Raw genomic sequence first — 12,864 nt, 5'->3', positions numbered from 1 at the left:
CCTTGATCTCCTCCGCAAGGAGGAGATCGCGGCCCGGGACGTCCACTTCCCGTGGGATGCCAAGATGCTTCCCGCCGGGGATGCCCCGGGCCCGCGGGGCTGATGGGGTGGGGATGTGCATCCCCGTATCCCCCGGCAGCAGGACCGCGAGCTCCCGGAGCAGGGCATCCACCGCCCGGACAACGATGCCAGGCTCGGCGCCGAGCTGGCAGCGGTGGTCGCCGGCGCCCGCCGCCGGGCGGTCCGCGACGGGGACCGGCAGATCGACACCGCCCATCTGCTGCACTCACTGCTGGAATCCGATGCCGAGGTGAGAGCCGTCCTCGGCGAGGGGCCGCGAATGGCCCGGCTGCTCGGCTACCTGGTCCAGCGCAGCATCGGCTACGGCCTGCGCTGGCAGGGTGCCGTGGAGGACTCGGGCGGCGTCCCCGTGGTGGCCGAGGCCGCGGGCCTGTCACCGCTGGCGGCCGGCTGCATGGAGCGCGCCCACGAGCGCGCCGCCCGTCACGGCGACGGCCCGGCGTCCGGCACGGACCTGCTCGCCGCCATCGTCGCGGACCCGCAGGCACGCGCCGTCGAGGTGCTGGGGCGCGCCGGAATCGACGCCCTGGAAGTGCTCGCCCGGCTCGAGGCCCCGTCCAGCCGGTGAGACAGGTGTCATGGGGGGTGACGCTCCTGTCGGCGCCTGCCATCATGTGCCGGTGCCTACCTCTGTCACCACCCGGAGCCACCGCGCGAGGGGCGTCGGGCTCGGTCTCGCGCTGCTGTCCGCCCTGGCCTTCGGGGGATCCGGTGTGGCGGCCAAGCCGCTGATCGAAGCGGGTCTCGACCCGCTGCACGTCGTGTGGCTGCGCGTGGCGGGCGCGGCGCTCGTCATGCTGCCGCTGGCGGTGCGGCACCGGGGACTGCTGCGCCGCAGGCCCGGGCTGCTCGCCGGATTCGGCCTGTTCGCCGTCGCCGGCGTCCAGGCCTGCTACTTCGCGGCGATCTCCCGCATCCCGGTCGGTGTCGCGCTGCTGGTCGAGTATCTGGCGCCGGCGCTCGTGCTCGGATGGGTGCGGTTCGTGCAGCGGCGGCCGGTGACCCGCGCCGCCGCGGTCGGCGTGGTCCTGGCGGTGGGCGGCCTCGCCTGTGTCGTGGAGGTGTGGTCGGGTCTCGGCTTCGACGCCCTCGGACTGCTGCTCGCGCTCGGCGCCGCCTGCTGTCAGGTCGGATACTTCGTACTGTCCGACCAGGGCAGCGACGATGAGGAGGCTCCCGACCCGCTCGGCGTGATCGCCTACGGACTGCTGATCGGCGCGGCCGTCCTGACCGTCGTCGCGCGCCCCTGGTCCATGGACTGGTCCGTGCTCACCGGCAGCGCGGAGATGGACGGCACACCGGTCGCCGCGTTCGTGCTGCTGGGCTGGATCGTCCTCGTCGCCACGGTCGTCGCGTACATCACCGGGGTGGTGTCGGTCCGCCGGCTGTCGCCGCAGGTCGCCGGAGTCGTGGCCTGCCTGGAGGCGGTCATCGCCACCGTCCTCGCCTGGTTCCTGCTCGGCGAGCACCTGTCGGCGCCGCAGCTCGTGGGCGGCGCGGTCGTGCTGGCGGGTGCCTTCATCGCCCAGTCCTCCGCCCCGGCCAAGGGCTCCGGGAAACCGGTGGCCGGCGGTGGGCCGGAACGTGAGTTGTCCACGCCCGGAACCACGGCATAAGGTGCTGATCATGCATGCGCGCGCACTCGTTCTTCCGCCTCCGGCCGCCTGAGGCGGGCCCTCCGGTACATCCGTCCGGCTGGTCGCCGGGCGTAACGGTGCTGCCCGCAGACGAAGTCCGCGGATCCCGCCCCTCCGGCCCCGGCCGGTTCCGGCCCCGGATCCCTTCCTGAACTTCCGCGCCCACGCCGACGCGCGTGGTGCGTGTCATCTGCGGAGAGAACACGTGTCGAACGCCGTCTCCGGCCTGCCCGTCGGGCGAGGCCTCCTCTATCTGATCGTCGCCGGTGCCGCCTGGGGCACCGCGGGCGCGGCCGCGTCGCTGGTCTACCGGACCAGTGACATGGGCCCCGTCACCCTTTCCTTCTGGCGCTGCGCCATCGGTCTGGTCCTGCTGCTCGCCGTCCGCCCGCTGTCCCGTCGCCCCCGGCCCGCCGCCGCCCCCGAGCCGCTGGGCCGCAGGGCGTTCCGGGCCGGAACCACCGGGGTCGGGCTCGCGGTCTTCCAGACCGCCTACTTCGCGGCCGTCTCCGCCACGGGACTGGCCGTGGCCACCGTCGTCACTCTCGGCGCCGGACCCGTCCTCATCGCGCTGGGCGCGCGGCTGACCATGGGGGAGCGGCTGGGGCGCGGCGGACTGGCCGCCGTCGCGGGCGCGCTCGCCGGACTCGTGGTGCTCGTCCTCGGCGGCGGGGACACCACCGTGGACCTCTGGGGCGTCCTGCTCGCCCTGCTGTCCGCGGCCGGATACTCGGCGATGACCCTGCTCACCCGCTGGTGGGGACGCGACGGCGCGGTGGACTCCTCCGGCACGACCGTGGGGGCGTTCGCCGTCACCAGCCTGGTACTGCTCCCGTTCGCCGCGTTCGAGGGGCTGGTGCCGCACACCGACGCGCCGGGCACGCTGCTGTGGCTGCTGGCGTACGTCGCCTCCGTGCCGACGGCGCTCGCGTACGGCCTCTACTTCGCCGGTGCCGCCGTCGTACGGTCGGCCACCGTGTCCGTGATCATGCTGCTGGAGCCGGTGAGCGCGGCGGTACTGGCGGTCGCCCTGCTCGGTGAGCGGCTGACGCCGGCCACACTGGCCGGCACCCTGCTGATGCTGGGCTCGGTGGCGGGCCTCGCGGTGGGTGAGGCGCGGGGTGCGCGGGCCCGCAAGGGGGAGCCGGAGGCCGTACCCGCCTGACGGAGCGGGGCCCGTTCCGGCCGGAGGGCCCCGCGGATCAGACCGTCCCCCGGAGCAGGACGTGTGCGCGTGCCTCCGCGCCACGCGCGCCGACCCGCTCCGCCGACCCGGTCGCCATCCGGCGGCGTACCGCCTCGGACCGCTTGTCGCCGTACGTGAATTCCCCTCGTACGGCGGTGACTTCGCGCCGCTGGTCGCAGGGGGCCGGACGGCGGTCTCCCGTACGGCGGTTCGTCAGGCGGGCCGTCGACCGCGAGCCGGCCGGCGTCGTGTGCGGCCGGCCACCGATGTCACTCGTCGTCGCGGGGAGCCTTCCGGGAAGGGCCCGGCGTCACAGGGCGGCCAGGTACCCGGGCACCGCTGTGCCCGGAGCCAGGCCCGGGTCGGGGAGCGGGGTGGCGTAGCCCTTGCGCAGGGGAAGGACACCGGCCCAGTGGGGCAGGCCCAGGTCCTCGGGCTCGTCGTTGGCACCACCGGTGCGGAGCTTGGCGGAGACCTCGGTCAAGTCGAGGCGGATCACCGCGGTGGCGGCCAGCTCCTTCCTGTTGGCCGGCCGGGAGTCGGCGGCGCGGCCCGGCACGACCTGGTCGACCAGGGCGTCGAGCGCCTGCCGCTTCTCCTCCGGGTCGGTCACGTCGTACGCCGGGCCGTGCACCACCACGGAGCGGTAGTTGATCGAGTGGTGGAACGCCGAGCGGGCCAGCACCAGTCCGTCGACATGGGTGACGGTCAGACAGACCGGAAGCCCGCGGTCGGCCCCGGCCGCCGCGCGCAGGGGACGCGAGCCGGTCGAACCGTGGACGTAGAGCACCTCGCCCACCCGGCCGTACAGCGTGGGCAGGACCACCGGTGCGCCGTCGCGGACGAAGCCGAGGTGGCAGACGTAGCCCTCGTCGAGTATCGCGTGCACCAGTTCCTTGTCGTACGCGGCGCGGTCGGGTGAGCGGGTGGGGACGGTGCGCTCGGTGGGCGGATAGGTGGCGGCGGGCCGCTGCTGCGGCGGCTGGGTCCCCTGCATGGCGCTCTCCATTGCACTAGTGCATAATTGACTTTGTGCTAGGAGAGTATCGGATCAGTGGGCGGCGCGCAGCGGAGATTTCCGCGAGCATTGAGCGCGCGGTGGGTGAAGGGGAGTTGCGGCCGGGCGAACATCTGCCCCCGATGCGGGAGTTGGCGGAGCGGCTCGGCGTCAACGCGAACACCGTCGCGGCCGCGTACCGGACGCTGCGCGAGCGCGGGGTCATCGAGACCGCGGGCCGGCGGGGCAGCCGGGTGCGGCCGAAGCCGGCCACCACCGCGCGTGAGCTCATCCGGGTGGAGGTCCCGCCGGGCGTGCGCGATCTGTCCGAGGGCAATCCGGATCCCGTGCTGCTGCCCGCGCTCGCCGGGGCCTTCGCCGCGGCGGCCGCCCAGGGCGACCGCGAACCGGTGCTCTACGGGCAGGTTCCAGTGGACCCCGAGCTGGCGCGGCTCACCCGGGAGCGGCTCGACGCCGACGGTGTCCCCGACGGGCCCGTCGCCGTCGCCTCGGGAGCGCTGGACGCCATCGAGCGGGTGCTCACGGCGCATCTCAGGCCCGGGGACGCGGTAGCGGTGGAGGACCCCGGGTGGGGGAGTCTGCTGGACCTCGTCCCGGCGCTCGGGCTGCGGACCGTCCCCGTCGGCGTCGACGACGAGGGACCACTCCCCGACGACGTACGGAAGGCGCTGGCGGACGGTGCCCGGGCCCTGATCGTCACCGACCGTGCGCAGAACCCGACCGGCGCCGCGCTGAGCGCGGCACGCGCGCGTGCCCTGCGGACGGTGCTCGCCGACCACCCCGAGACGCTGCTCATCGAGGACGACCACGGGCACGACATCGTCGACCTCCCCCTCCACCCCCTCGCGGGGACCACCCGGAGCTGGGCCTTCGTGCGGTCGGCGGCCAAGGCGTACGGCCCGGACCTGCGGCTCGCGACGCTCACCGGGGACGCGGTCACCCTCGACCGGGTGCGCGGCCGGCAGCGGCTCGGGCCGGGCTGGGTCAGTCTGATCGCGCAGCGCGCGGTGGCGCGGCTGTGGAGCGAGGGCGCGGTGGATCCGGCGGCCGTGGCCGCGTGTTACGGACGGCGCCGGGAGGCGCTGATCGGGGCGCTGGCCCGGCGCGGGATCGCGGCGCACGGGTCCAGCGGGATGAACGTGTGGGTGCCGGTCCCGGACGAGACCGGCGCCGTCGCCCGGCTGCTGCACGCCGGCTGGGCGGTGGCCCCGGGCGCCCGTTTCCGGATGAACGCGCCACCGGGAATCCGCGTCACGGTCTCGACCCTCACCGAGGACGAGATCGAGCCCCTGTCCGAGGCCGTCGCCACGGCGGTCGGCCCCGCCGGAGGGCCCGCGCGGACGTACGCGTGAGACGCGGAGGGGGGCGACCGACGGCGGGCCGTGCGGCGGGGCCCCATGGTGTGGCCGCCGGGACGCATCGCCCCGGTCCGTCGGAGCCCTGGTCCCGGAATCCCGGCGGTGTGCGGGTGACGGCCCCGCTGAGGGCCGCTGCGGCGGGGCGCGCTCGCCCGTAACGCGGGCGCGCTGTCGGGTCTTGCCGGGCCCGGTGGGGGTTGTTGCCCCGGGCGCGGCGCCGGATGGGCGGGCGCTGGTCGGTCGGCCTCGGGAGGGGCGCCCGGCGGTGTGTGGGTGGCGGCGCCGCTGAGGGTCGCTGCGGCGGGGGCGCGTTCGCCCGTAACGCGGGCGCGCTGTCGGGTCTTGGCGGGCCCGGTGCGGGTTGTTGCCCCGGGCGCGGCGCCGGATGGGCGGGCGCTGGTCGGTCGGCCTCGGGAGGGGTGCCCGGCGGTGTGCGGGTGACGGCCCTGCTGAGGGTCGCTGCGGCGGGGCGCGCTCGCCCGTAACGCGGGCGCGCTGCCGGGTCTTGCCGAGCCCGGTGCGGGTTGTTGCCCCGGGCGCGGCGCCGGACGGGCGGGCGCTGGTCGGCCGGGCGCCCGGCGTCCCGGCGCGGTGTCGCTCGCCGCACCGGGCGCCGGCTGCTACGCCCGTCGCTTCGGCCGGACCTGCGTCAGTGCCGCGCCCGCCAGCACGATCACCGCGCCCACCGGTGTCGACCAGGTCAGCGTCTCGCCGAGGAGCACGATGCCGGCCGCGGCGGCGATCACCGGGACGAAGTAGGTCACCATCTGGCCGGTCGTCGGGCCGACCTCGGCGACCAGGCCGTACTGGATGAGGACGGCGAGGCCGGTGCCCAGTGTGCCCAGCGCGACGACGGCGAGCAGCGGGCCGACGGCGAAGGAGGTCGGCAGCGAGGTGAACAGCGGGGTCACGACCGCCAGTTGGGCCGTGGCGAGCAGCAACTGGCCGCCGGTCAGGGAGAGGTTCGAGTGGCTGCTGCCGGCCAGGGTGCGGCGGACGTAGATCCAGCCGACGGGGTAGCTCAGCGAGGCCAGCAGGGCCAGCGCGGTACCGCGGGCGTCCAGGCCCTGGAATCCCTGCCAGGCGCCCAGCACGGTCAGCACCCCGAGGAAGCCCAGCCCGAGCCCCGCCACCCGCACCCGGGTCGGCCGGTCCTCGGACAGGGCCACCAGCGAGAGCGCCATGCCCCACAGCGGCGAGGTCGCGTTGCAGATGCCGGCCAGTGTGGACGGGATGGTCAGCTCGGCGAAGGCGAACAGCGAGAACGGCAGCGCGTTCAGCAGGAACCCGGCGACCGCGAGATGACCCCAGGTGCGCGCACCGCGCGGCAGCCGCTCCCGCCGTACCGCCATGGCGACCGCGAGGACGGCGGTCCCGAAGGCCAGCCGCCCGAGGGTGACCTGGAACGGCGCGTACCCCTGCGTGCCGACCTTGATGAGGAGGAAACTGAAGCCCCAGATCAGGGAGAGCGTGCCGAAGCGCAGGCGCCAGTCGAGGCGGGGGCGGCCGGCTTCGGGGGCGGGTCCGGACGGGACCGGCGTGGTGGTGCTCGCGGTGACGCTGCTCATGGTCGCAACGATGCGGTACACCCATCTCGTAGCACAATCGAGATTTCGCACCCGGTATCTCGTAGCATCGCTTACATGTTGAACCTGGAGCGCCTGCGCACCCTCGACGCCCTCGCCCGGCACGGATCGGTCAGCGGCGCGGCCGAGGGGCTGCACATCACGACGTCCGCCGTCTCCCAGCAGATGTCCAAGCTGGAGCGCGAGGTCGGTCAGCAGCTGCTCGCCAAGAACGGGCGCGGGGTGCGGCTCACGGACGCGGGCCGGCTGCTCGCCGAGCACGCCGCGCGCATCCTCTCCCAGGTCGAGCTGGCCCAGTCCGACCTGGAGGCGCAGCGCGGTCAGGTCGCCGGCGAGCTGCGGCTCTCGGCGTTCCCGACCGCCGCGCGGGGACTCTTCCCGGTCGCGCTCGCCGATCTGCGCCGACGGCATCCCGCGCTGCGTGTGCGCTCCCGCGAACTGGAACCCGAGCAGGGCATCCGGTCAGTCGTACGAGGGGACCTCGACCTCGCCGTGGTGCTCGACTGGTACAACAAGCCGATGCCGCTGCCCGACGGCCTGGTGAAGGCGCTGCTGCTCGACGATCCGGCCGACGTGGCGCTGCCGGCCGGCCACCGGCTGGCCGGCAGCACGGAGGTGGACCTCGCCGAGTTCGCCGAGGACGAGTGGATCACCTGGGGCGAGGGCGAGTTCTGCCACGAGTGGCTGATGTTCACCCTGCGTTCCAAGGGCATCGAGCCCATCGTCGGTCACCTCGCCGCCGAGAGCCACACCCAGCTCGGCCTGGTCGCGGCGGGTCTCGGCGTCTGCATCGCCCCGTTGCTGGGCCGCAACCCGCTGCCGGACGGAGTGGTGACCGTCCCGCTCCGGCAGCGGGTGCGCCGGCATGTCTTCGTGGTCTGGCGCGCGGACGCGGACCGCCGCCCGTCCATCCGCGCGGCGGTGCGGGCACTGCGGGCGGCGGGGGAGCGCGTCGGGGGAGGCGGGGAGAGCGGCGGGCGTCCTACGGCAGCGTCGGCAGCTTCCTGAAGTCCCAGGAGACGATCTTCTCCGGGGTCAGCCGCAGCCAGGCGTGCCGGCCGTCGTGGGGCATCTCCTCGAGACCGAAGTTCTTACGGGCGAACAGCGTCTCCGGGACGTCGAGTTCCGCGCGCAGCTCGCCGGTGCGCGGGATCTCGCCCACGAACTCCACCCGCCCGGACAGCTCCGCGCCGCGCAGCTCGTCGTACTCCTCGCCCGTGTCCACCACGATCGCCACCCGCGGATCCCGCCGCAGATCCGCCCAGCGCCTGCTGCGCACCACGGAGTAGAGCCACAGCGAGGTGCCGTCCCAGGCGAACCAGAGCGTGCTGACGTGCGGAGCCCCGTCGGAGGAGACCGTGGCGACCCGGCAGGTGCGCTGGACGGTGAGGAAGTCGTCCAGCTCCCCGGGCGTCATCATGATCTTGCGGCCCCGGCGCTGCGTGGCGGTCATACGGTCCCTTCTTCTCTCATGTCGTACCCGGCGCGGCCGTTCAGGCGAGGGTGATCGAGTCCCCGCTGACGGTGATCTCCACCGCCGGCAGTGGCGCGGTCGCCGGGCCGCCCTTCACGCTGCCGTCGCTGATGGAGAAGTTGCTGTTGTGGCAAGGGCAGTTGATGACGCCGTCGGCGACGCTCTTCACCGCGCACCCCTGGTGGGTGCAGGTCGCCGAGAACGCCTTGAACTCGCCCGCCGCCGGCTGGGTGACCACCACCTTGCGGTCGGCGAAGACCTTCCCGCCGCCTTCGGGGATGTCGGCGGTCGAGGCGAGCGGCGCGGCACCGGCGGCATCGCCGCCCCCGTCGCCCGCGCCGTCGTCCGGTGCGCCGCCGGCGGAGCCGGAGTCCGCCGAGGAGCCGGGCGCGTCGTCGTCGGAACCGCCGCACGCGGTCAGCGCTACGGCGAGGCCCGCCGCTCCGGCCGCCGCCACGACGGTTCGGCGGGCGGGTCCCGATGCGGAGTGAAGCGATGCGGTCATGCCGGTGTGTTCCTTCCGGGGCGGACAGTCGATCCGGGGAGAGGTACGGTCAGCGTGCCCACGCTGTTCAGGCAGTGCGGAGAGCTTGGCGCGCCCGCGGTCGGACGGGCGTAAACCACAGCTGTCGTTTCCCTGTCGGGCGCCCGACCTTCCCGCCCGGTCCCCTCCGACGTGCGAGGACACGCCGGTAACCTGGGGCGATGCTCAAGGAAGTCATCGCGACCCGTTTCATCGCGCCGCTGCGCGAGGGCGGCTCGCTGCCGGGACTGATCGAGGCCGACGACCTCGGGACGTACGTCCTGAAGTTCACCGGTGCCGGGCAGGGCCGTAAGACACTCGTCGCCGAGGTGGTGTGCGGGGAACTCGCCCGCCGGCTGGGGCTGCGGGTGCCGCGGCTGGTCACCGTCGAGCTCGATCCCGTGCTGGGGCTCGGCGAGCCCGAGCCGGAGGTGCAGCAGCTGCTGAAGTCCAGCGGCGGCACCAATCTCGGCATGGACTTCCTCTCCGGCGCCCTCGGCTTCGACCCGCTCGCCTTCGAGGTGGGCCCCGAGGAGGCCGGGCGGATCGTCTGGTTCGACGCCCTGGTGAACAACGTCGACCGCTCCTGGCGCAACCCCAACATGCTCCGCCGACGCGGCGAGTTGTGGCTCGTCGACCACGGCGCGACGATGATCTGGCACCACAACTGGCCCGGCGCCGCCGCCTCCGCCGCACGCCCCTACGATGCCTCCGACCACGCGCTGAGCACCTTCGAACCGGACATCGCGGCCGCCGCGGCGGACCTCGCGCCCCGGGTCACCGAGGAACTGCTGGCCGAGGTCACCGCGGAGGTCCCCGACGTCTGGCTGGCCGGAGAGCCGGGCTTCGACACGCCCGACGAGCTCCGGCTGGCCTACGCGGGGCCGCTGCTCGCCCGCGCGGCCACCGTCCACCGGAACATCCACGGCCTGCGGAGGGACCAGTGAGCGACCGGCACGTCTTCGAGTACGCCCTGCTGAGGGTCGTACCGCGCATCGAACGCGGCGAGTGCGTCAACGCCGGGGTCCTCGTGTACTGCCGGCACCGGTCCTTCGTCGCGGCCCGCACCCATCTCGACGAGGCGCGGCTGCTGGCCCTCGACCCCGCGGCCGACCTGCCCGGTGTGCGGGCGGCGCTGCGCGCGGTCGAGGACGTCTGCGCGGGCGGGGACGCGGCGGGGCAGGCGGCGGGCGACGACGCCGGACGGCGTTTCCGCTGGCTGATCGCACCGCGGTCCACCATCGTCCAGCCGGGCCCCGTGCACACCGGGCTCACCGCCGATCCGGCGGCGGAAGCGGAGCGACTGCTCGACCTGCTCGTCCGCTGACCGGGCCCCGCACGCGGTCACCGCTCGCAGCCCCGCGCACCGGACGCGGCGCACGGTCCGTTCGGCCGTCCGCCCCTCGTCGTCAGGAGCGGCGGCGCTTCACCAGATGTCCCGCCGCGAGTACGGCGCCCGTCACGAACGTCGCTCCGACGCCCAGGTCCCAGCCGCTCGGGCCGGAGTCCGAGGAGCCGCCCAGCCCGCCCTCGACACCGCGTGTCGGTGCCGTGGAGGGGGGAACCACCGGCGCGGCGGACGTCACGGTGGGGCTCGCCGGCGCGGAGGTGGGAGCCGCCGTCGGGGCGGCGGTCGCGGTCCGGGTGGGCGCGGCGGTCGTCGGGGACGGCGACGGTGACGCCGGGCGGGTGGGCGCGGGGCTGGCCGGTGCGGGACGGAACGTGGACGAGGTGAGGCCGCGCCGGGGCAGCGCCTCGCAGGCCACACCGTCGTCCGGACCCGGGTCCTCGTCGAGCCGGTGCGGATCGCTGCGGTCCAGGTCGAAGAAGGTCTGCGCGTCCTCCTGGTAGGTGAAGTCGCTGCAGTCCAGATCCTGGGCGTGCGCGGTGTCGGCCAGCGGCACGATCGCGGAGAGCGCGATCAGCGTACCTATGGCACCGGTGCGACGACGCATGGAGCGCTCCTTTCCGACCACGGGTGGCTCGCGCTTCGACGCTAGGGGCGGCCAGGAGACGGGGCGCGCCGCGCTGGGCCGATCGGGTGCTTCGGGCCGGCGGCGGCACCACGGGCACGGCGCGGCGGAAAGGGCGTCCGCGCGGGGAATGGATCACACACGCGCGGTGTGCCGTTGACACCGGGTGCCAGGGCTTCTAGCGTCACGTCTGCTGGAGGTACTAAGCGGTCGCTCATTGAACTGAGCCGGCCGCAGGAGCCGCATCCCAAGGGCGAGGAGAAGCAGCAATGTCCACCACTGAGCAGCGGGTCGCGGTCGTCACCGGCGCCGCGCGCGGCATCGGCGCCGCCACCGCCGTACGACTGGCCGCCGAGGGCCGCGCGGTCGCCGTGATCGACCTCGACGAGGCGGCCTGCAAGGACACCGTCGAGCAGATCACCGCCGCCGGTGGCAAGGCCCTCGCGGTCGGCTGCGACGTCTCCGACGAGGCACAGGTCGAGGCCGCCGTCGCGCGCATCACCGAGGAGCTCGGCGCGCCGACCGTCCTGGTCAACAACGCGGGCGTACTCCGGGACAACCTGCTGTTCAAGATGAGCGTCTCCGACTGGGACACCGTCATGAACGTGCACCTGCGCGGCGCCTTCCTGATGTCGAAGGCCTGCCAGAAGCACATGGTCGACGCCGGGTTCGGACGGATCGTCAACCTGTCCTCCTCCTCGGCGCTCGGCAACCGCGGCCAGGTCAACTACTCCGCCGCCAAGGCCGGCCTGCAGGGCTTCACCAAGACCCTCGCCAAGGAGCTCGGCAAGTTCGGCATCACCGCCAACGCCGTCGCCCCCGGCTTCATCGCCACCGAGATGACCAAGGCCACCGCGGACCGCGTCGGCATGGGCTTCGAGGACTTCAAGGCCGCCGCCGCCACCCAGATCCCGGTCGCCCGCGTCGGCGAGCCCGAGGACATCGCCAACGCGATCGCCTTCTTCACCGGCGAGGCGGCCGGATTCGTCTCCGGCCAGGTGCTGTACGTCGCCGGCGGACCTCTCGACTAGGAAGACCGGACACATGACTGCTGTGGAACTCTCGGGCAAGGTCGCCCTCATCACCGGCGCCAGCCGCGGTATCGGCTACGGCGTCGCCGAGGCCCTCGTCGCGCGCGGCGACCGGGTCTGCATCACCGGCCGGGGCGAGGACGCCCTCAAGGAGGCCGTCGAGAAGCTCGGCCCCGACCGGGCCGTGTACGTCGCCGGCAAGGCGCACGACGAGGGCCACCAGGCCGTCGCCGTCGAGCGCGCCATGGAGGCCTTCGGCCGCGTCGACTACCTGGTCAACAACGCCGGCACCAACCCGGTGTTCGGGCCGATCGCCGACCTCGACCTGAACGTGGCGCGCAAGGTCTTCGAGACCAACGTGATCTCGGCGCTGGGCTTCGCGCAGAAGACCTGGCACGCCTGGCAGAAGGACAACGGCGGCGCGATCGTCAACATCGCCTCCGTCGCGGGCCTCGCGCCCTCTCCGTTCATCGCCGCCTACGGCGTCAGCAAGGCCGCGCTGATCAACCTGACCCAGCAGCTGGCGCACGAGTTCGCGCCGAAGGTGCGGGTCAACGCGATCGCCCCGGCGGTGGTGAAGACCAAGTTCGCGCAGGCGCTGTACGAGGGCCGGGAGGCGGAGGCCGTCGCCGGCTACCCGCTGGGCCGGCTCGGGGTGCCGTCCGACATCGGCGGCGCCGCCGCCTTCCTCACCTCGGAGCAGTCGGACTGGGTCACCGGCCAGACCCTGGTGGTCGACGGAGGCATGTTCCTGAACGCCGGCGTGGCCTGACCCGGACGCCCGCGCGCGTGCCACGCGCACACGCGCGCGGGCCGTCCCGGACCGTCCCGGCACGGGCGCCCGTTGACGAAAACGGCGCCCGTGTCGGCGTATCCGCCCCGCGACGGCGAGTGACAACGTAGTCATCCGGAAGTCGATCTCACCGGCCGTTCACAGGAGGGTCAGTGGGCGTGTCACTGCGGTAAGGTCTGCCGACCCTTGGTATGGCAGATCGAG

14 protein-coding genes are annotated in these 12,864 nt (G+C 73.9%); 9 read left to right on the top strand and 5 right to left on the bottom strand.

Annotation, left to right across the window (positions count from 1 at the left end):
* Window positions 1-115 precede the first annotated feature (115 nt).
* The 3 genes from ACZ434_RS24045 (at window position 116) to ACZ434_RS24035 (ending at window position 2,883) form a co-directional block, all read left to right on the top strand.
* Complete coding sequence (locus ACZ434_RS24045) at window positions 116-649, top strand: Clp protease N-terminal domain-containing protein (RefSeq protein WP_468459106.1); 534 nt, start codon at window positions 116-118, stop codon at window positions 647-649.
* Window positions 650-695: 46 nt separating this feature from the next.
* Window positions 696-1,697, top strand: a complete 1,002-nt coding sequence (locus tag ACZ434_RS24040; protein ID WP_468459161.1) for an EamA family transporter — start codon at window positions 696-698, stop codon at window positions 1,695-1,697.
* 226 nt (window positions 1,698-1,923) lie between these two features.
* Window positions 1,924-2,883 carry a DMT family transporter gene (locus tag ACZ434_RS24035; RefSeq protein WP_468459104.1) on the top strand — a complete coding sequence of 320 codons (960 nt, stop codon included), beginning with the start codon at window positions 1,924-1,926 and terminating at the stop codon, window positions 2,881-2,883.
* A gap of 331 nt (window positions 2,884-3,214) precedes the next feature.
* Here the strand turns inward: ACZ434_RS24035 and ACZ434_RS24030 are convergent, their stop codons facing one another.
* Window positions 3,215-3,901, bottom strand: coding sequence for a pyridoxamine 5'-phosphate oxidase family protein (locus ACZ434_RS24030; protein ID WP_468459102.1), 687 nt, complete (start codon window positions 3,899-3,901; stop codon window positions 3,215-3,217).
* Between the two features lie 35 nt (window positions 3,902-3,936).
* On the opposite strand from ACZ434_RS24030, the gene ACZ434_RS24025 reads away from it, so the two are divergent.
* Window positions 3,937-5,274 (top strand): aminotransferase class I/II-fold pyridoxal phosphate-dependent enzyme, encoded by a 1,338-nt coding sequence (locus ACZ434_RS24025; RefSeq protein WP_468459100.1) that lies wholly within the window; start codon window positions 3,937-3,939, stop codon window positions 5,272-5,274.
* A gap of 626 nt (window positions 5,275-5,900) precedes the next feature.
* On the opposite strand, the gene ACZ434_RS24020 is transcribed toward ACZ434_RS24025, so the two are convergent.
* A complete protein-coding gene (locus ACZ434_RS24020; protein ID WP_468459098.1) occupies window positions 5,901-6,848 on the bottom strand; it encodes a DMT family transporter in 948 nt (315 codons plus the stop codon).
* Between the two features lie 75 nt (window positions 6,849-6,923).
* Here ACZ434_RS24020 and ACZ434_RS24015 point away from each other — a divergent pair, with 75 nt between their 5' ends.
* Window positions 6,924-7,874: a LysR family transcriptional regulator gene (locus tag ACZ434_RS24015; RefSeq protein WP_468459096.1), complete on the top strand. Its 951-nt coding sequence runs from the start codon at window positions 6,924-6,926 to the stop codon at window positions 7,872-7,874.
* Here the strand turns inward: ACZ434_RS24015 and ACZ434_RS24010 are convergent.
* Both ACZ434_RS24010 and ACZ434_RS24005 read right to left on the bottom strand, forming a co-directional pair.
* Window positions 7,849-8,319 (bottom strand): pyridoxamine 5'-phosphate oxidase family protein, encoded by a 471-nt coding sequence (locus ACZ434_RS24010; RefSeq protein ID WP_468459094.1) that lies wholly within the window; start codon window positions 8,317-8,319, stop codon window positions 7,849-7,851. The two genes, ACZ434_RS24015 and ACZ434_RS24010, sit on opposite strands and share 26 nt — an antisense overlap.
* Before the next feature lie 40 nt (window positions 8,320-8,359).
* Window positions 8,360-8,845 (bottom strand): Rieske (2Fe-2S) protein, encoded by a 486-nt coding sequence (locus ACZ434_RS24005; RefSeq protein WP_468459092.1) that lies wholly within the window; start codon window positions 8,843-8,845, stop codon window positions 8,360-8,362.
* A 200-nt stretch (window positions 8,846-9,045) separates the two neighbouring features.
* Between ACZ434_RS24005 and ACZ434_RS24000 the strand changes: the two genes are divergently transcribed.
* Together ACZ434_RS24000 and ACZ434_RS23995 are read left to right on the top strand one after the other, a co-directional pair.
* Window positions 9,046-9,810: a HipA family kinase gene (locus tag ACZ434_RS24000; protein ID WP_468459090.1), complete on the top strand. Its 765-nt coding sequence runs from the start codon at window positions 9,046-9,048 to the stop codon at window positions 9,808-9,810.
* A complete protein-coding gene (locus ACZ434_RS23995) occupies window positions 9,807-10,190 on the top strand; it encodes a DUF3037 domain-containing protein (protein ID WP_468459088.1) in 384 nt (127 codons plus the stop codon). Before ACZ434_RS24000 ends, ACZ434_RS23995 begins: the two co-directional genes overlap by 4 nt.
* A gap of 82 nt (window positions 10,191-10,272) precedes the next feature.
* Here the strand turns inward: ACZ434_RS23995 and ACZ434_RS23990 are convergent, their stop codons facing one another.
* On the bottom strand, window positions 10,273-10,818 hold the full coding sequence (locus tag ACZ434_RS23990; protein WP_468459086.1) for an excalibur calcium-binding protein: 546 nt from the start codon (window positions 10,816-10,818) through the stop codon (window positions 10,273-10,275).
* A gap of 287 nt (window positions 10,819-11,105) precedes the next feature.
* On the opposite strand from ACZ434_RS23990, the gene fabG reads away from it, so the two are divergent.
* Both fabG and ACZ434_RS23980 read left to right on the top strand, forming a co-directional pair.
* Window positions 11,106-11,867: a 3-oxoacyl-ACP reductase FabG gene (fabG, locus tag ACZ434_RS23985; RefSeq protein ID WP_468459084.1), complete on the top strand. Its 762-nt coding sequence runs from the start codon at window positions 11,106-11,108 to the stop codon at window positions 11,865-11,867.
* 13 nt (window positions 11,868-11,880) lie between these two features.
* Window positions 11,881-12,639, top strand: a complete 759-nt coding sequence (locus tag ACZ434_RS23980) for an SDR family oxidoreductase (RefSeq protein ID WP_468459082.1) — start codon at window positions 11,881-11,883, stop codon at window positions 12,637-12,639.
* Window positions 12,640-12,864 lie beyond the last annotated feature (225 nt).

The organism is Streptomyces sp. NPDC030893 (assembly GCF_055571535.1).
Note: the sequence above shows the minus strand (reverse complement) of the source record. Positions and strands in the feature narration are given on the sequence as shown.